Source organism: Acidovorax sp. A79 (genome assembly GCF_041154505.1).
GTDB lineage: Bacteria > Pseudomonadota > Gammaproteobacteria > Burkholderiales > Burkholderiaceae_C > Acidovorax.
Genome location: NZ_AP028672.1, coordinates 4,966,609 through 4,982,770 on the forward strand (window position 1 = coordinate 4,966,609; position 16,162 = coordinate 4,982,770).

A 16,162-nucleotide genomic window follows, 5' to 3' on the forward strand; every position below is an offset into this window, starting at 1 on the left:
GCGCTCCTGCGGTTAGTGGCCGGAGGCCGATGGGGCGGGGGCCGCCGGGTGCGCGCCCAGGTTGCGCTGCAGGATGTTGGAGAACTCCTCGATGAAGGTCTCCTGGTGCGTGGCCACGCGGTCGATGTCGCGCGCGAAGCGGTTGTAGGCGATCACGGCCGGGATGGCGGCGAACAGGCCGATGGCGGTGGCCACCAGGGCTTCGGCGATGCCCGGCGCCACGGTGGCCAGCGTGACCTGCTCCATGCCGGCGAAGCCGGTGAACGCATGCATGATGCCCCACACCGTGCCGAACAGGCCCACGTACGGCGAGACCGAGCCCACCGAGGCCAGGAACGACAGGCTGGATTCGACCACGTCCATCTCGCGCTGGAAGCTCGCGCGCATGGCGCGGCGTGCGCCGTCGAGCAGGGTGCCGGGGTCCACGATGCGGCGCTCGCGCAGCTTCTGGTACTCGCGCATGCCGCTGGCGAAGATGCGTTCCATGGGGCCGGCCTGCTTGGCGTTCTGCGCGGCGCTGGCGTACAGGTCGTTGAGGCTGGTGCCCGACCAGAACTCGCGTTCGAAGTCGTCGTTGAGCGTCTTCACGCGCTTCAAGGAAAACAGCTTGCGGAAGATGGCCGCCCAGCTGGCGACCGACACGCCCAGGAGCAGCAGCATCACGAGTTGCACCACCCAGCTGGCGTGCAGCACCAGGGAGATGATGGACATGTTTTGGGAGTTCATGGTGAGAGTTGTTCCAGGAGGGTGCTCGGTATTCTTGCAGGGCGCATCGTCGCGGCATCGACCCATCCGATGCGGATGGTGCCTTCGGTCAGCAACAGGGGAGGCTGTTCGGTCATCTGCTCTGGTTTCAGGAGCGCCTGCTGCACTATTGTCAACGATGCGCGGCCTGGGGCCTGCAGGGCGGCGGTAACAATCAGTTCATCGTCCAGCCGGGCGGGCCGGTGGTAGCGCAGCTGCGCATCGGTTACGACAAACATGCCGCCGGTTTGTTCCCGCAATCGCTGCTGGCCCACGCCCAGCGAGCGCAGCCATTCGGTCCGGGCGCGCTCGAAGAACTTGAGGTAGTTGGCATAGAACACGATGCCGCCGGCATCGGTGTCCTCCCAGTAGACGCGGATGGGGAACTCAAAGCCCATGGTGTCACCCGAGGAGCCTGCGCAGCCGTTCCACCGATTCCTGCAGCTGGGCCATGGAGTTCGCGGTGGAGAAGCGGATGAAGCGCTCGGGCTCTGCCGTGCCGAAGTCACGCCCCGGCGTCACCGCGATGTGGGCGCGGCGCATCAGCTCAAACGCGAAGTCCCAGCTGCCGTTCACGCCCAGGCGCTGTGCGGCCTGCGTGCAGTCGGCCCAGGCGTAGAAGGCGCCGTCGGGCATCACGGGCACGGAAAGGCCCAGCGATTGCAGCGCGGGGATGAAGAAGTCGCGCCGGGCCTTGAACTCGGCGCGGCGGCGTTCGTACTCGGCGATGCTCTCGGACTCGAAGCACGCCAGCGCGGCATGCTGCGACACGGTGCTCGCGCAGATGAACAGGTTTTGCGCGAGGCGCTCGACCACGGGCACCATGGCCTCGGGGACCACCATCCAGCCCAGGCGCCAGCCCGTCATGTTGAAGTACTTGCTGAAGCTGTTGATGCTGATGATGTTGTCGTCGATGGCCAGGGCCGTGTGGCCAAACTCTTCCTCGTACGACAGGCCCAGGTAGATCTCGTCGATCAGGGTGATGCCATCGTGCGCGCGCACCACGTCGTGGATGCGGCGCAGCTCGCCGGGGGCGATGGAGGTGCCCGTGGGATTCGATGGCGATGCGAGCAGGACACCCCGGGTTTTTTCGCCCCAGGCGGCGCGCACCTTGTCGGCGCTGAGCTGGTAACGCTCGGCGGCCGTGGTGGGCACGAGCACGGCCTTGCCCTCGGCCGCGCTCACGAAGTGGCGGTTGCACGGGTAGCTGGGATCGGGCATCAGGATCTCGTCGCCCGATTCGATGAGCGCCAGGCACGCCAGCTGCAGCGCGGCCGAGGCGCCGGCCGTCACCACGATGCGGCGCGCGGGCACGTTCACGCCAAAGCGGCCCTGGTACCAGCCGCTGATGCGTTCGCGCAGCGCATCCAGGCCGAGGGCGTTGGTGTACTGGGTCGCGCCGCCGTGCACGGCGCGCATCGCGGCCTCCTGCACCAGCGGCGGCGCTGTGAAGTCCGGCTCGCCGATGTTCAGGAAGATCATCGGCTCGCGCGTGCCCGCCACTTCGCGCGCCAGGGCCTGCGCGGCCTTGGCCACCTCCATCACATAGAACGGTTCGATGCGCTCGGCGCGCGTGGAAAACTTCATGGAAAGGCGTCCTGCCCGTGCTGGCCGGGTGTCGTTTGAAATGGAAGGGGGAATGGGGGCGCGCCCGCCGCCGCTCCGTGGCGGCCCGGCGCGCCCGGGAGCTCAGGCGCCGTCAGCGGATGCCCCGGATGGGGGGGGCGGTGGGGGCGGCCGCCGCGCCGCCAGCCTTGTCCGCCGCCACTTCCAGCGCGCGCAGCTGGGGGGCCAGGCCGTTGAGCACGGCATTCACATACTTGTGGCCGTCGGTTCCGCCAAATTCCTTGGCCAGTTCGATGCACTCGTTGAGCACCACGCGCCAGGGCACGTCCAGGCAGTGCTGGAACTCGTACACGCCGATCCACATCGTGGCGTGCTCGATGGGCGAGATTTCGGCCATCTTGCGGTCCAGCAGCGGGGTGATGAGCAGGTCCATGTCGGCGGCGGTGGCGATGCAGCCGTGCAGCAGGGCGTCGTAGTGCACCGAGTCCGCCTTGTGAAAACCGGCCAGGTCGCGCGTGAACGCGTCGATGGCGTGGGCGTCGTTGCCGCCCACCAAGTGCTGGTAGAGCGCCTGCAGCGCGAACTCGCGCGCGCGGCTGCGGTTGGACTTGGAGGCGGCCTTGCGCGTGCCCGTGGACTTGAGCCCGGTGCGGCCCTGCTTGGGAGGGCGCGCCGAGGAGGGCGTGGGGGTGTTTTCGCTCATGACAGGTCGTCCAGCAGGTTGGCCATTTCCACCGCCACGCGGGCTGCATCGGTGCCCTTTTCGGTCTGGCGGGCCACCGCCTGATCGAGGTTCTCGGTGGTGATGATGGCGTTGGCAATCGGGATCTGGTAGTCCAGCGACAGGCGCGTGACGCCCGCGCCGGATTCGTTGGCCACCAGTTCGAAGTGATAGGTTTCACCGCGGATGATGCAGCCCAGGGCGATCAGCGCGTCGTACTCATCGCTTTCGGCCATGGCCTGCAGGGCCACGGGCACCTCGAGGGCGCCGGGCACGAGCACGTGCCGGATGTTCTTTTCCTGCACGCCCAGGTTCAGAAGCTCGGCACGGCAGGCCGCGGCCAGGGTATTGGTGATGCTTTCGTTGAAGCGGGCCTGCACGATGCCGATGTGCAGCTTCTTGCCGTCCAGCTTGTCCGCTGTTCCTTTTTCTGCGCCAAACATGTTTTTTACTCTTTCGGAATGAAGCCGGTGATTTCGAGGCCGTAGCCCATCATGCTGGGCATGCGGCGTGGCTGGCCCATGAGCGCCATCTTGTGCACGCCGCATTCACGCAGGATCTGCGCGCCCACGCCGTAGGTGCGCAGGTCCATGCGGCCGCGCTCGGGGGCCTGCGCCGCGCGGGCCGTGCCCTCGAACTGCGAGAGCAGCTGGCCGGCGGTCTCGCCGCAGTTGAGCAGCACCGCCACGCCCTTGCCCTGTTCGGACAGGTATTGCAGGCTGGTGTCCAGGCTCCACGAGTGCATGGAGCGGTTGACTTCCAGTGCGTCCAGCACCGACAGCGGTTCGTGCACGCGCACGGGCACCACGTCGTCGGCGCCCCACTGTCCCTTGACGAGGGCCAGGTGCACGGCCTGGCTGGGCTTGTCGCGGAAGGCGTGGGCGGTGAAGGCGCCAAAGGCCGTCTGCAGCACGCGCGTGCCCACCTTCTCGACCAGCGATTCGGTGCGGCTGCGGTGCTCGATCAGGTCGGCGATGGTGCCGATCTTCAGGCCGTGCTCGGCAGCGAAGAGCTGCAGGTCGGGCAGGCGGGCCATGGTGCCGTCGTCCTTCATGATCTCGCAGATCACGGCGGCGGGGCTGCAGCCGGCCATCACGGCCAGGTCGCAGCCGGCCTCGGTGTGGCCCGCGCGCATGAGCACGCCGCCTTCGACGGCCTGCAGCGGGAAGATGTGGCCGGGCTGCACCAGGTCGGCGGCCACGGCGTTGGGGGCCACGGCGGCCTGCACGGTGCGGGCGCGGTCGGCGGCCGAGATGCCGGTGGTCACGCCCTCGGCCGCCTCGATCGATACGGTGAAGGCCGTGCCCATCTTGGTGCCGTTGCTGGCCACCATGGGCGGCAGGCGCAGGCGTTCGCAGCGTTCGCGCGAGAGCGTGAGGCAGATCAGGCCCCGGCCGAAGCGGGCCATGAAGTTGATGGCCTCGGCCGTCACATGGTCGGCGGCGAGGACAAGGTCGCCTTCGTTTTCGCGGTCTTCTTCATCCACGAGGATGACGATGCGGCCGGCGCGCATCTCGGCCACGATGTCCTCGACGGGCGAGATCGGCACGGGAGTGAGGGGGGAGTTCATGGAAGGCTGGGCTTTCTGAGGGGACCGCTGGCGGTGGTGCCGCAGCGCAGGTCCCCGTGGCCGGAGGCCGCCACGCTGTGCGCACCCCCAAGAAACCGCCCAAAGAACATGCGATGCGGCGCTGCCGCTCGTCAAAGGGGCATATTGCCCCAGAAGGATGGGATTTTAGTGCACCGGGCCGCGCCGTGCCCGGTGGGGCGCCCCGGGGCTGATGCAAATCAGTTCCTCGTGGGTTGGGCAGGCTCCCCAGACGGGGGCGCCCCTTGCCGGCGCCGCCCTGCCGTCGGGCGGTGCGGCGCGGCTGCGGGGGGCTTCAGACCATGCTGCCCTGCAGCACCACGTCCGATGTGGGATAGGCCACGCAGGGCAGCACGCAGCCTTCGTCTTTTTCTTCGGCCGTGAGGCCCGGCCATTCGATGGCGTAGCGCACGGTGCCCTCGGCCAGCTGGCCCATGCAGGTGCGGCAGGTGCCGTTGCGGCAGGAGCTGGGCCAGTCGATGCCGCCCTGTTCCAGCGACAGCAGCAGCGGCTGCTCGGGCCAGGCGTCGCATTGCTGGCCGCCGGGCTCTACCGTGGCGATGAAGAAGGGCGCGGTGTTGGGTGGGGTGCTCATGGGTGGTGCGTGGTGTCGGGGCGGGCGTCGGGGGCGGGGGTGGCGCGGGTCCACACCAGCAGGAGGTTGTTGGCGGGCATCGCATGGCGGGCCGCCAGCCGCAGCCCGGCCCCGGCCGCAACGGCGGCCACGTCGTCGATGCGGCGGATGCCCCAGGCGGCGTCCTGGGCGCGCAGGCTGGCGTCAAACGCCAGGTTGCCCGCGGCGGTGGGCACGCCGTCTTCCAGGTACGGGCCGTAGGTGACCAGCAGGCCGCCTGGCGCCAGGTGGCGGGCCGCACCGCGCATCAGGCCCGCGCAGCACGCCCAGGGCGCGATGTGCAGCATGTTGGCGCAGTAGATCAGGTCGAACGGCTGGCTGAACGCCGGGCCATCGGCGGGCCAGGCGGGCTGGAGCACGTCGAGCGCCACGGGTGTGCGCACGTTGCGCGCGCCCGTGTGCGCGGCCCAGCCGGCGATGGCGCCGAAGTGCGTTCCCTGCAGGTCGGTGGGCTGCCAGCTCCAGCCGGGCAGGGCGGCGGCAAAGTGCGCCGCGTGCTGGCCCGTGCCACTGGCGATCTCCAGTGCCGCGCCTTCCGGCGCCAGCAGGGACTGCAGCACCGCCAGGATGGGGCCCTGGTTGCGTTCGGCGGCGGGACTGTGCGGGAGCGGAGGGTGGGACATGGGATGATTTTGCTCATGCGCGCTGGACTGGCGGGCGCTGGTTGCTATTAAAAATGTAGCTATGCAGGGGGCGCCGATGGGAACTGTATCGCAGCCGGCGCGTGGCGGGGCAGTGCCTGTTTTTTAAGCGGTGCAAGGATATTCCTTGTAAATCAGGCACTTACCCCCGCCATACAAGGCTTGTCCAGGGTTATCCACATGATTGTCCAGTGCGGGCAGGGATAACCGGGGCGGACTGGGGGGTGGCAAGGGGCTGGGCGCGGTGCGCGGAATCCCTGGGCGTGGTTGCCGCTTTTTTGGGCAATGCAAGGATATTTCTTATAAATCAATCACTTAAGGATGTCATACAAGACTTCTCCAAACTTATCCACATGATTGTCCAGTGCGGGCTGGGATAACCGGAGCCAGTGCGGGATCGATTGCCTAAAAAAGAGGCGTCGCAGGCCTTGGCCTTATGAATCAAGCACTTGGCGCTGCCATACAGGACTTGCCAAAACTTATCCACATGATTGTCCAGCGCTGGCAGGGATAACCCTGGCCTCCTGGTCAGGCGGCGACCTTCACGCCCTTCCAGAACGCCACGCGGCCCCGGATTTCTTCGGCCTCGGGCTTGGGATCGGCATAGAACCAGGCGGCGTCGGTGTTCATCTCGCCGTTGACCAGCAGCGACAGGTAGCTGGCCTGGCCCTTCCAGTGGCAGGTGGTCTTGTGGTTGCTGAAGGTGAAGAACTCGCGCTTGAGCGCGCTTTCGGGAAAGTAGTGGTTGCCTTCGACCACCACGGTGTCGTCGCTCTCGGCGACGACCACGCCGTTCCAGACTGCTTTCATGGTATTTCCTTTCAATTGAATGCCGCGCAGCGCTTGACGGACAAGCGGTGACCGCGATGAATGTGCGAGCAATGGCCCCACGGGCCTTGCGGGGCGGCCCGCGCTGGCCAGAATGCGGGCATGAGCACCTTACCCGATTATTCCCAGGGGGCCGCCTGCGTGCGCGGCCAGTACGTTCCCATTGGCGACGCGGCAATTCCGCTGACCGACTGGGGGTTTCTGCGCTCCGACGCCACCTACGACGTGGTCACCGTCTGGGACGGCGCATTCTTCCGGCTCGACGCGCACCTGGAGCGGTTCCTGGCCAGCTGTGCGCGCCTGCGGCTCGACCCGGGACGCTCGCCCGCCGAGATCGCGGCGGTGCTGGAGCAGTGCGTGCGCCTGTCGGGCCTGCGCGATGCGTATGTGGAGATGATCGTCACGCGCGGCCAGCCGCCCTGGGGTTCGCGCGACCCGCGCCAGGCCGTGAACCAGTTCTACGCGTTCGCCGTGCCCTATGTGTGGATCGCCAACGAGGCGCAGCGCGAGCGGGGCCTGAACCTCATCGTGAGCGACGTGCAGCGCATCCCCGCCAGCAGCGTGGACCCGCGCGTCAAGAACTACCACTGGAACGACCTCACCATGGGGCTCCTGGGGGCGCTGGACGCCGGGGGCGACACCGTCGTGCTCACCGACGGAGCAGGCCATGTGGTCGAAGGCCCGGGCTTCAACGTGTTCTGCGTGGATGCGCAGGGCACCATCGCCACGCCCGCCCAGGGCATGCTCGAAGGCATCACGCGCCGCACGGTCCTCGAGATGGCGGCGTCGCTGGGCCTGCCGCTGCAGGCGCGGGCCTTGCCGGCCGCCGAACTGCGCGGTGCGCGCGAGGTGTTCCTGTCCACCTCGGGCGGGGGTGTGCTGCCTGTCACCCGGGTGGACGGGCGGCCGGTGGGCGATGGCGCCGTGGGGCCGGTGGTGCGCCAGCTGGTGCGGACCTACTGGGACTGGCACCGCGATCCACGCTACAGCCAGCCCGTGCGCTATGCATGAAGCGGCGCCCCCCTGAGCGGCGCCGTTGCTTCCCCCTTTTTTCCGCGCTGTGCACGGCAAGAGAGGCGCTGCCAGCGCACGCACGCCAAGGCCGCCGGGGCGCCCGCGGGCCCTGGTGCGGCGTCTGCAGGCCCGGGCCGTGCCTGCGGCATGCGTGGCGCGCGGGCGCCATGGGCCCCTGGCCCCGAGTCGCCTGCGCAACCATGCTCGCGTGCCGCGTGGCTTACAGTGCCACGCGCGGCGCGCGTGCGCCAGCCAACTTTTTCACAGACACAACAGGAGAACCTTGCATGGACATCGAATTCAAGGGCCGCGTGGCCATCGTGACGGGGGCGGGCGGGGGCCTGGGCCGCCAGCATGCACTGGCCCTGGCGGCGCGGGGCGCCAAGGTGCTGGTCAATGACCTGGGCGGCGCGGTGGACGGCAAGGGTGGTTCGGTGGGCGCGGCGCAGGCCGTGGTCGACGAGATCATCGCGGCCGGCGGCGAGGCGATCGCCAACGGCGCCTCGGTCACCGACTACGCGGCCGTGCAGGCCATGGTGCAGCAGGCCATCGACGCCTGGGGCCGGGTGGACATCCTGGTGAACAACGCCGGCATCCTGCGCGACAAGTCGTTTTCCAAGATGGAGATGGACGACTTCCGCCTGGTGGTGGACGTGCACCTGATGGGCGCCGCCCACTGCTGCAAGGCCGTGTGGCCGCACATGGTGGCCCAGCAGTACGGCCGCATCGTGATGACCACGTCGTCCACGGGCCTGTACGGCAACTTCGGCCAGGCCAACTACGGCGCGGCCAAGCTGGCGCAGGTGGGGCTGATGCAGACTCTGTCCATCGAGGGGGCCAAATACCACATCCACGTGAACGCCCTGGCACCCACGGCCGCCACGCGCATGACCGAGGGCCTGATGCCCCAGGAGGTGCTGGACGCCCTGAAGCCCGAGGCCGTGGTGCCCGCCATGCTGGTGCTGGCGCACGAGAGTGCGCCCACGCGCACCATCCTGTGCGCGGGCGCGGGCACGTTCGAGGCCGCGCACATCACGCTCACGCAGGGCATCCACTTGGGGCTGGGCGCCGACGTTCCCGAGCAGCTGGCGGCCCGCCTGGCCGAAGCGACGGGGCGCGCGGGCGAACAAGTACCACAAAGTGGCGCGGCGCAGGGAACCAATGAAGTGAGCAAGGCCATGGCGGCGAGGGTTTAAGCCAGGTCCATACGCGCAATCCTGCTCCGTGCTAAGTTCCGGGCCGACAGAAGACGGATCGGTATAAACATATGAGCAAATTGCACGAGAGACTGGCCGCCTACCCGGCGCAGGCCCTGGGAGGGATTCGCCGCGGCATTGAAAAGGAGGGGCTGCGGGTGCTGCCCCACGATGGCCTGGCCCTCACGCCGCACCCGCTGGCGCTGGGCTCGGCCCTCACGCACCCCCTGATCACCACCGACTACAGCGAGTCCCAGCTCGAACTCATCACCGGCGCCCACAAGGGTGTCCAGCAGTGCCTGGATGAGCTGACCGAGGTGCACCAGTTCGTGCACCACACCCTGAAGAACAGCGGCGGCGAGCTGCTGTGGGCGTCCAGCATGCCCTGCGGGTTGCCCACCGACGAGACCATTCCCATCGGGCGCTACGGCGGCTCCAACATCGGGCGCGCCAAGAGCGTGTACCGCATGGGCCTGGGCCACCGCTATGGCCGGCGCATGCAGACCATCTCGGGCATCCACTACAACTGGTCGCTGCCGGGCGTGGACAGCGAGCAGTATTTCTCGCTGATCCGCAACTTCCGCCGCCATGCCTTCGTGCTGCTGTACCTGTTCGGCGCCTCGCCCGCGCTGTGCCCGTGTTTCGTGGAAGGGCGCGAACACCGCCTGCAGCAGATGGAGGGCGGCAGCGCGCTGTACCTGCCGCACGCCACCTCGCTGCGCATGGGGCGCCTGGGTTACCAGAGCGACGCCCAGGCCACGCTGGCCGTGAGCTACAACGGCCTCACGGGCTACGCCAACTCGCTGCACGAAGCACTCACCAAGCCGTACCCGGCCTACGAAACCGTGGGCGTGCGCAACCCGGGTGGCGACTACAACCAGCTGGGCACCAGCCTGCTGCAGATCGAGAACGAGTTCTACGGCACCATCCGCCCCAAGCGCACCGTGCGCACGGGCGAGCGCCCGCTGCACGCGCTGCGTGAACGCGGTGTCGAATACGTCGAGGTGCGCCTGATGGACCTGGACCCGTTCGTGCCCGTGGGCATCACGGCGCCCACCATGCGGCTCCTGGACGTGTTCTTGCTGCACTGCCTGCTGTCCGACAGCCCGCCCGACACGCCCGAAGAGATCGCCGAACTCAAGCAGAACCAGCACCTCACGGCCGAGCGGGGCCGCGAGCCCGGCTTGCGGCTCTCGCGCAACGGCCAGAGCGTGCCCCTGACCGAATGGGGCGCCGAGGTGCTGGCCGCGTGCGAGCCCCTGGCCGCCGCGCTGGATGCCACCCACGGCACCCAGGATTACAGCGCCGCGCTGCGCGACGCCCGAGCGCTGATGTCCGCTCCCGGGCGCACGCCATCGGCCCGCGTGCTCGACAGCATCGTGCAGGAGCACCACCACAGCTTCGAAGCCTTTGCCCGCCAGCAGTCCATCGCCGCGCGCGACGCCTTGCTGGGCCTGCCCTGGACGGCTGAGCAGCAGGCGCGCTACCTGGCCATGGCCGACGAGTCGATCGCGGCGCAGAAGGCCATCGAGGCGGCGGACACGCTGCCGTTCGAGGCCTGGCGCGAGCAGTACATGTCGGTGAAGGAATTGACCCCCTGAGCGGCTGAGCCGCTTCCCCCAAGGGGGACGCCACCGGTGGCCTGGCAGAGCCAGTTCCACGGTGGCACTGGCCTTGGGCAGCGCCAGTTTTAGGCGACGTCTGCTACAAGGCAGAGTTGTTCGGTACTCTGAATTTGATAGCTTCCAGCGTTTATTCATCAAGCGCTAGAGGCCAATTTGGCTTGAAATTCAGCCCTCCAGCCGCAGCAGCGCCTCTTGCCGCCAGTACTCGGCGGCGTCCAGAAACCCCTCCCACACGCAGCCATTGCAGCCGCGCCCGCAGCAGGTGGTGGGCTCGGGAGGCGGGTTGCGCAGGGTGATGCCCGCGTCCGTGGCGCGCTGCTGCAGCCACTGGAACATCCGCTGCGCGGAGGCACCGTCCACAGCGCGGGCCGGGATGGTGGCGGTGTTCGATGTCATCGTGGGCGGCGCCCGGCCCGGGCGCGCCGCATGCCGTACTGCGCCACGAACGCGATGCCCAGCACCAGCGCGAACCAGCCCACCAGGGCCGCCTGGCTCATGAGATCGCGCACGCTGGTGGAGCGCGCCACATGGGGCGCCAGCAGGATGACCAGGCCGATCAGGGCGCAGGTCACGCCCTTGAACAGCACTTCCTTGTCGGCCTTGCTGGCGGTGGGCTTGGAGGGCGACGGAGTGGGCAGCGGCATGGTGGGCAGGGCGGCGCAAAAACGCGCCAGATCATGAAAAGATGAGACCGCGATTATCCTTGCCACCCTTGGATTGATTCAAATACAGAAGAAAGTACCCCCGCATGGCCATCCAGTGGTTCCCCGGTCACATGCACCTGACCCGCAAAGCCATCACCGAACGCATCAAGGACATTGACGTGGTGATCGAGGTGCTGGACGCGCGCCTGCCCGGCTCCAGCGCCAACCCGCTGCTGGCCGAGATCACGGGCCACAAGCCCACGCTCAAGGTGCTCAACAAGCAGGACGTGGCCGACCCGGCCCGCACGGCCTTGTGGGTGGACTGGTACAACGCCCAGAGCGACACGCGCGCCTTGCCGCTCGATGCGTCCGACCCGGCCCCCACGCGCAAGCTCATCGACGCCTGCCACCTGCTCTCGCCCAACCGGGGCGGCATGGCCAAGCCCATGCGCGTGCTCATCTGCGGCGTGCCCAACGTGGGCAAGTCCACGCTGATCAACACCCTCTCCAACAAGCGCCAGGCCAAGACCGGCGACGAGGCCGGCATCACCAAGCTGGAGCAGCGCATCACGCTGGCCGACGACTTCTACCTGTGGGACACGCCCGGCATGCTGTGGCCGCGCATCATCGTGCCCGAAAGCGGCTACAACCTGGCCGCCAGCGGCGCGGTAGGCCGCAATGCCTTCGACGAGGAACTGGTGGCGCTGGAGCTGCTGCGCCGCCTGCAGCAGCACTACGCCCCGCTGCTGGAGGCACGCTACAAGCTGGGCCTGCCAGCCGGCGCCATGGCCACGATGCAGGACGACGAACTGCTCGAGGCCATCGGCCGCAAGCGCGGCGCCATGCTGGGCGGCGGCCGCGTGAACCTGCAAAAGACGGCCGAGATCGTGATGACCGATTTCCGCACCGCGATCCTGGGCCGCATCACGCTGGAAACCCCGCAGGAGTTCGAGGCCTGGCGGGCCGCCGGGCTGGCCGAGGACGCCAGGCGCCAGGCCCGCAAGGACGCGCGCGCCAAGGCCAAGGGCAAGGGTTCGGGCGTGCGCGAACCGGCGTCCGGCGACGCCGAGTAGGCCCCGCGCCCCAGGGCCACGGGCGCCGGCCAGGGTATCCCGGGCCGTGGGCGCGCACGGCAGGCTCGGTGGCCGCAGGGTATCGCGTTACCATGCCAGCCTGGCTGTTACCGCCTGAAACCAATGCCCGCTGCTGTCCCTTCCTCGCCTTCCGAACGAGACGATGCCACCACCGAGCAATTGGTGCGGGCGGGCTCCTGGACGGTCATGGTCACGGGCACCGTCATCGCCGCCCTGCTGCTGCTGGACCGGCCCCTGTCGTGGACCCACGTGCTGCTCAACCTGGGCGCGGGCGCGATGGGGGGCGTGGCGGTGCTGCTGGGGCGCCTGCGGCGCTGGCACCAGGCGGCACTGGTGCTGATCTGGGGCGTCTGGGGCGTGGTCGCCATCGTGGCCGCGACCAACGGGGGCCTGCGGGGCCCCAACCTGCTCAACTTTCCCGTGCTGATCGTGTTCGCCGGCTGGATCCTCGGCGCGCGGCCCACCCTGGTGCTGACCGGTGCCACGGGCGTGCTGTTCCTGTTCTTCGTCTGGGCCGACCTGCGGGGCTGGCTGCCCGCGGCGCGCTACGGCAACCGGCTGGCCTATGTCGCCTACCTGAGCGGAATCCTGGCGGTCACGGCGGCGGCCACCCTGCTGTCGCGCCGCAGCTATCTGCGCCGCGTGCAGGAGGCACAGCGCACCGCCGTGAACCTGGCCACCATCGATGCCGAGCTGCGCAAGCTGCAGCGCGCGGTGGAGCAAAGCCCCGAGAGCATTGTCATCACCGACCTGCAGGGGCGCGTCGAATACGTCAACGCCGCCTTCCTCGCGCGCACCGGGTATGCGCGCGGCGAAGTGCTGGGCCAGCCCTCCGCGCTGGTGTCCAGCAACGGCATGGCGCCCGCCCAGCGCCAGGGGCTGCGCGACACGCTGGCGCGCGGCGAGAACTGGGCGGGCGAGCAGCTCAACCGCCGCAAGGACGGTGCCGAGATCGCCGAGGCCGTGGTGGTGGCGCCGATCCGCCAGCCCGACGGGCACATCAGCCACTACGTGGAGCTCAAGCAGGATGTCACCGAGCGCAAGCACGCGGCGCAGGAGATCCACCGCCTGGCGCACTTCGACAGCCTCACCAGCCTGCCCAACCGCTTCACGCTGGTGGAGCGGCTGTCCGCGCTGCAGGGGCGCCCGGGCCGGGCGCCCAGCACCCAGCATGCGCTGCTGCTGCTCGACCTGGACCGTTTCACCACCTTCAACGATGCGCGCGGCAGCGAGATGGGCGACCGCCTGCTGTGCGCGGTGGCGCTGCGCCTGTCCGAGATCCTGCCCCCCCAGGGCCTGCTCGTGCGCGTGGCGGGCGATGAATTTGCCGTGGTGCTGCATGGCCTGGGCGCGGACGCCTCGCTCGCGGGCCGGCATGCGCTGGCCTTCGCGGAAAAACTGCAGTCGGCGCTGCTGCGGCCGCTGCGCCTGCAGGACAACGATGCCGAGGAGGCGCAACTGGGCGCCAGCGTGGGCATCACGCTCTACCCGCAGAGCGCCAACGACGTCGCGCACGACGCCCTGCGCCGCGCGGGCACCGCGCTGCACCGCGCCAAGCAGGCGGGCGGCGGGCGCGCGGCCTTCTTCGAGCAGGGCATGGGCGAGGCGGCCGAGCAGCGCTTTCGCGTGGAGCGCGAGCTGCGCCAGGCCATCGGGGCGGACGAGCTGCGCCTGTACCTGCAGTCGCAGGTGGACGTGCAGGGCCAGCTCACCGGCGCCGAGGTGCTGGTGCGCTGGCAGCATCCGCGCGACGGCCTGGTGCCGCCAGGCGTCTTCATCCCCGTGGCCGAGGAATCGGACCTCATCGTGAGCCTGGGCAACTGGGTGCTCACGCACGCCTGCGCGCTGCTGGCGGGGCCGGTGTTCCAGGAGCGCCGCCTGCGGCTGTCGGTCAACCTGAGCGCGCGGCAGTTCCGGCAGGCGGGTTTCGTGCCGCAGCTGCGCGCGGTGCTGGCGGCCACGGGCGCCGACCCGCGGCTGTTGACGCTGGAGGTGACCGAGGGCCTGGTGATCGATGATTTCGATGACGCCGTGGCCAAGATGGGGCAGCTCGCGGCGCTGGGGGTGGACATGTCGCTGGACGACTTCGGCACGGGCTACTCGTCGCTGGCCTATCTCAAGCGCCTGCCCATCCAGGAGATCAAGATCGACCGCTCCTTCGTGCGCGACGCGCCCACCAATGCCGACGATGGCGTGCTGGTGGAGGGCATCCTGGCGGTGGCCCGCCACTTCGGCCTGCGCGTGGTGGCCGAGGGCGTGGAGACCCGCGACCAGGCCGAGTTCCTGAGCCAGCGCGCGCCCGACATCGTGTACCAGGGCTACCTGTTCGGCCGCCCCGAGCCCGATACCGACTGGCTGGCCCGCACGGCGCGGGCCGACGCCCCGACCACCCGGAACTGATACGCAAGGTTCAAATGAAAATAGCTGCCAGCGCTTGATGGCAAAGCGCTGGCAGCTATTGATGTGATAGCAAGAAGGTGGTGGGCGCGTGCGCGCCACCGCGTTACTTGTTCTTTTCCTTGCCACGCGGAATGACGGAGGTCACCGGTGGCATGGGGCGGTCAGAACCGCCGCTTTCCTTGGGCAGCGAAGTGTCCTTCTTGGGTTTCTTCGCCATCTTGTTGCTGCGTTGTTCGCCTTTTGCCATAGGGCCTCCTGTAAGGGTCTCGGAATGGGACCGTGCCGGCATGGTACGTCACAAACGGGGTGCGTTCGCGGCCACCTTCGCGGTGCTCATGCAGGCACGGCGGCCGTGGCCTCGATTTCTACGAGCATGCCGTCAAGCGCCAGCCGGGACACGGGGATCAGGGTGCAGGCCGGTGCCGCCCCGTCGGGCCACAGGCTGCGCACCGCCTGGCTGAACAGGGCCAGCCGCTGTTCGGTGTGGTCCACGACCAGCACGGTGAGCTTGGCCACATCGTGCACGCTGGCCCCTGCCCCGACCAGTGCCATGCGCAGGTTGGTGAACGCCTGCCGCAACTGCTCGCCAAAGTCGGCGGAAAGCTGTCCCGCCGCGTTTTCGCCGCCCTGGCCCGCCACGTAGACGGTGCGCGCCTGGGCAGGCGCCACCACCACGTGGGTGTAGCCGTTGGCGCGCGGGTCGTACAGGCCGGGCGGGTTGAGGAAGCGGAGCTTGGAGGCGGCCGTGGCGGGGCGCAGGGTCGTCGCGGAATCAGGGCGCATGGTGCAGGAGTCCAGAGGTGGGTGGTGGAGTGAAGCCAAAGGTGGAATGGCCAGGGAAACCAGGGCGGCCGCCGTGGGCTCGGCGGCTTCTCCGGTTTCATGGGCTAGTATCAAACCTCAAGTTAAATTGAGGTCAAATGCCGTGGAGAAAAACCCTGCAGGAGTTGTTGTGAAGCCAGGCAAGCGCGTCGTCCCCATCGTCCCCCTCGCCCCCGGTGTGCAGGGCGCCCCCGTTCCCGACGTGCCGGTGCACGAACAGTCCGAGCTGTCGGTGGGCGAGGTCGCCAGCCGCAGCGGCCTGGCCGTCTCCGCGCTGCATTTCTACGAGTCGCGCGGGCTCATCGCCAGCGTGCGCAATGCGGGCAACCAGCGGCGCTACCCGCGCTCCGTGCTGCGCCGCGTGGCGGTGATCAAGGTGGCGCAGCGCATGGGCGTGCCCCTGGCCGCCATCGCCGATGCCTTGCAGGCCCTGCCCGCCGGGCGCACCCCCACGGTGGCGGACTGGCGCCGCCTGTCGGCCCGCTGGCGCGACGACCTGGACGAGCGCATCCGCACGCTGACGGCATTGCGCGACCAGCTCGACGGCTGCATTGGCTGTGGCTGCCTGTCGCTCAAGGTCTGCCCGCTGCGCAATGCGCACGACACGCTGGCGCAGGAAGGGCCCGGGCCGCATTTTTGAGCGCA

Annotated in this window: 19 protein-coding genes; 6 read left to right on the plus strand and 13 right to left on the minus strand. The window is 68.9% G+C overall.

Annotated elements, in window-relative coordinates:
* Nucleotides 1-12: 12 nt before the first annotated feature.
* From tolQ to ACAM51_RS22805, 9 genes are all read right to left on the minus strand, one after another.
* Nucleotides 13-726, minus strand: coding sequence for a protein TolQ (gene tolQ / locus ACAM51_RS22765; protein WP_218293952.1), 714 nt, complete (start codon nt 724-726; stop codon nt 13-15).
* Nucleotides 723-1,142 carry a tol-pal system-associated acyl-CoA thioesterase gene (gene ybgC, locus ACAM51_RS22770; protein WP_218340685.1) on the minus strand — a complete coding sequence of 140 codons (420 nt, stop codon included), beginning with the start codon at nt 1,140-1,142 and terminating at the stop codon, nt 723-725. Before ybgC ends, tolQ begins: the two co-directional genes overlap by 4 nt.
* Nucleotides 1,143-1,146: 4 nt before the next feature.
* A complete protein-coding gene (locus ACAM51_RS22775) occupies nt 1,147-2,331 on the minus strand; it encodes a pyridoxal phosphate-dependent aminotransferase (protein ID WP_218340686.1) in 1,185 nt (394 codons plus the stop codon).
* A gap of 112 nt (nt 2,332-2,443) precedes the next feature.
* The gene (gene nusB / locus ACAM51_RS22780; RefSeq protein WP_369641932.1) at nt 2,444-3,013 is read right to left on the minus strand and encodes a transcription antitermination factor NusB; all 570 of its coding nucleotides are present in this window, start codon (nt 3,011-3,013) and stop codon (nt 2,444-2,446) included.
* Nucleotides 3,010-3,474: a 6,7-dimethyl-8-ribityllumazine synthase gene (gene ribH / locus ACAM51_RS22785; RefSeq protein ID WP_218340687.1), complete on the minus strand. Its 465-nt coding sequence runs from the start codon at nt 3,472-3,474 to the stop codon at nt 3,010-3,012. The genes nusB and ribH overlap by 4 nt, the downstream gene beginning before the upstream one ends.
* A 5-nt stretch (nt 3,475-3,479) precedes the next feature.
* The gene (gene ribBA, locus ACAM51_RS22790) at nt 3,480-4,601 is read right to left on the minus strand and encodes a bifunctional 3,4-dihydroxy-2-butanone-4-phosphate synthase/GTP cyclohydrolase II (RefSeq protein WP_218293957.1); all 1,122 of its coding nucleotides are present in this window, start codon (nt 4,599-4,601) and stop codon (nt 3,480-3,482) included.
* A 313-nt stretch (nt 4,602-4,914) separates the two neighbouring features.
* The gene (locus ACAM51_RS22795) at nt 4,915-5,214 is read right to left on the minus strand and encodes a 2Fe-2S iron-sulfur cluster-binding protein (protein WP_218293958.1); all 300 of its coding nucleotides are present in this window, start codon (nt 5,212-5,214) and stop codon (nt 4,915-4,917) included.
* Complete coding sequence (locus ACAM51_RS22800) at nt 5,211-5,876, minus strand: DUF938 domain-containing protein (RefSeq protein WP_369641933.1); 666 nt, start codon at nt 5,874-5,876, stop codon at nt 5,211-5,213. Before ACAM51_RS22800 ends, ACAM51_RS22795 begins: the two co-directional genes overlap by 4 nt.
* 546 nt (nt 5,877-6,422) lie before the next feature.
* Nucleotides 6,423-6,704: a DUF427 domain-containing protein gene (locus tag ACAM51_RS22805; RefSeq protein WP_218293960.1), complete on the minus strand. Its 282-nt coding sequence runs from the start codon at nt 6,702-6,704 to the stop codon at nt 6,423-6,425.
* Nucleotides 6,705-6,824: 120 nt separating this feature from the next.
* On the opposite strand from ACAM51_RS22805, the gene ACAM51_RS22810 reads away from it, so the two are divergent.
* The 3 genes from ACAM51_RS22810 (at nt 6,825) to gshA (ending at nt 10,533) form a co-directional block, all read left to right on the plus strand.
* A complete protein-coding gene (locus ACAM51_RS22810; protein WP_218293961.1) occupies nt 6,825-7,733 on the plus strand; it encodes an aminotransferase class IV in 909 nt (302 codons plus the stop codon).
* Between the two features lie 290 nt (nt 7,734-8,023).
* Nucleotides 8,024-8,932 carry an SDR family NAD(P)-dependent oxidoreductase gene (locus ACAM51_RS22815; RefSeq protein WP_218293962.1) on the plus strand — a complete coding sequence of 303 codons (909 nt, stop codon included), beginning with the start codon at nt 8,024-8,026 and terminating at the stop codon, nt 8,930-8,932.
* Nucleotides 8,933-9,003: 71 nt separating this feature from the next.
* Nucleotides 9,004-10,533, plus strand: coding sequence for a glutamate--cysteine ligase (gene gshA / locus ACAM51_RS22820; RefSeq protein ID WP_369641934.1), 1,530 nt, complete (start codon nt 9,004-9,006; stop codon nt 10,531-10,533).
* Between the two features lie 189 nt (nt 10,534-10,722).
* On the opposite strand, the gene ACAM51_RS22825 is transcribed toward gshA, so the two are convergent.
* Entirely contained in the window at nt 10,723-10,893 is a 171-nt protein-coding gene (locus ACAM51_RS22825) for an oxidoreductase-like domain-containing protein (RefSeq protein WP_218294450.1), read from the minus strand.
* A gap of 56 nt (nt 10,894-10,949) precedes the next feature.
* On the minus strand, nt 10,950-11,201 hold the full coding sequence (locus ACAM51_RS22830) for a hypothetical protein (protein ID WP_218340694.1): 252 nt from the start codon (nt 11,199-11,201) through the stop codon (nt 10,950-10,952).
* A 104-nt stretch (nt 11,202-11,305) separates the two neighbouring features.
* On the opposite strand from ACAM51_RS22830, the gene ylqF reads away from it, so the two are divergent.
* Nucleotides 11,306-12,274, plus strand: coding sequence for a ribosome biogenesis GTPase YlqF (gene ylqF, locus ACAM51_RS22835; RefSeq protein WP_218293965.1), 969 nt, complete (start codon nt 11,306-11,308; stop codon nt 12,272-12,274).
* A 123-nt stretch (nt 12,275-12,397) separates the two neighbouring features.
* Nucleotides 12,398-14,695, plus strand: coding sequence for a bifunctional diguanylate cyclase/phosphodiesterase (locus ACAM51_RS22840; protein WP_255591338.1), 2,298 nt, complete (start codon nt 12,398-12,400; stop codon nt 14,693-14,695).
* A 103-nt stretch (nt 14,696-14,798) separates the two neighbouring features.
* On the opposite strand, the gene ACAM51_RS22845 is transcribed toward ACAM51_RS22840, so the two are convergent.
* Nucleotides 14,799-14,942: a hypothetical protein gene (locus ACAM51_RS22845; RefSeq protein ID WP_218293966.1), complete on the minus strand. Its 144-nt coding sequence runs from the start codon at nt 14,940-14,942 to the stop codon at nt 14,799-14,801.
* 86 nt (nt 14,943-15,028) lie between these two features.
* Nucleotides 15,029-15,478 (minus strand): RidA family protein, encoded by a 450-nt coding sequence (locus ACAM51_RS22850; protein ID WP_369641935.1) that lies wholly within the window; start codon nt 15,476-15,478, stop codon nt 15,029-15,031.
* 217 nt (nt 15,479-15,695) lie between these two features.
* Between ACAM51_RS22850 and soxR the strand changes: the two genes are divergently transcribed.
* On the plus strand, nt 15,696-16,157 hold the full coding sequence (gene soxR, locus ACAM51_RS22855) for a redox-sensitive transcriptional activator SoxR (protein WP_369643871.1): 462 nt from the start codon (nt 15,696-15,698) through the stop codon (nt 16,155-16,157).
* The last annotated feature ends 5 nt before the right edge of the window (nt 16,158-16,162 follow it).

Coding starts and splice junctions, on each gene's coding strand:
- tolQ (WP_218293952.1), bottom strand. CDS start 726: ATGAACTCCCAAAACATGTCCATCATCTCCCTGGTGCTGCACGCCAGC.
- ybgC (WP_218340685.1), bottom strand. CDS start 1,142: ATGGGCTTTGAGTTCCCCATCCGCGTCTACTGGGAGGACACCGATGCC.
- ACAM51_RS22775 (WP_218340686.1), bottom strand. CDS start 2,331: ATGAAGTTTTCCACGCGCGCCGAGCGCATCGAACCGTTCTATGTGATG.
- nusB (WP_369641932.1), bottom strand. CDS start 3,013: ATGAGCGAAAACACCCCCACGCCCTCCTCGGCGCGCCCTCCCAAGCAG.
- ribH (WP_218340687.1), bottom strand. CDS start 3,474: ATGTTTGGCGCAGAAAAAGGAACAGCGGACAAGCTGGACGGCAAGAAG.
- ribBA (WP_218293957.1), bottom strand. CDS start 4,601: ATGAACTCCCCCCTCACTCCCGTGCCGATCTCGCCCGTCGAGGACATC.
- ACAM51_RS22795 (WP_218293958.1), bottom strand. CDS start 5,214: ATGAGCACCCCACCCAACACCGCGCCCTTCTTCATCGCCACGGTAGAG.
- ACAM51_RS22800 (WP_369641933.1), bottom strand. CDS start 5,876: ATGTCCCACCCTCCGCTCCCGCACAGTCCCGCCGCCGAACGCAACCAG.
- ACAM51_RS22805 (WP_218293960.1), bottom strand. CDS start 6,704: ATGAAAGCAGTCTGGAACGGCGTGGTCGTCGCCGAGAGCGACGACACC.
- ACAM51_RS22810 (WP_218293961.1), top strand. CDS start 6,825: ATGAGCACCTTACCCGATTATTCCCAGGGGGCCGCCTGCGTGCGCGGC.
- ACAM51_RS22815 (WP_218293962.1), top strand. CDS start 8,024: ATGGACATCGAATTCAAGGGCCGCGTGGCCATCGTGACGGGGGCGGGC.
- gshA (WP_369641934.1), top strand. CDS start 9,004: ATGAGCAAATTGCACGAGAGACTGGCCGCCTACCCGGCGCAGGCCCTG.
- ACAM51_RS22825 (WP_218294450.1), bottom strand. CDS start 10,893: ATGTTCCAGTGGCTGCAGCAGCGCGCCACGGACGCGGGCATCACCCTG.
- ACAM51_RS22830 (WP_218340694.1), bottom strand. CDS start 11,201: ATGCCGCTGCCCACTCCGTCGCCCTCCAAGCCCACCGCCAGCAAGGCC.
- ylqF (WP_218293965.1), top strand. CDS start 11,306: ATGGCCATCCAGTGGTTCCCCGGTCACATGCACCTGACCCGCAAAGCC.
- ACAM51_RS22840 (WP_255591338.1), top strand. CDS start 12,398: ATGCCCGCTGCTGTCCCTTCCTCGCCTTCCGAACGAGACGATGCCACC.
- ACAM51_RS22845 (WP_218293966.1), bottom strand. CDS start 14,942: ATGGCAAAAGGCGAACAACGCAGCAACAAGATGGCGAAGAAACCCAAG.
- ACAM51_RS22850 (WP_369641935.1), bottom strand. CDS start 15,478: ATGCGCCCTGATTCCGCGACGACCCTGCGCCCCGCCACGGCCGCCTCC.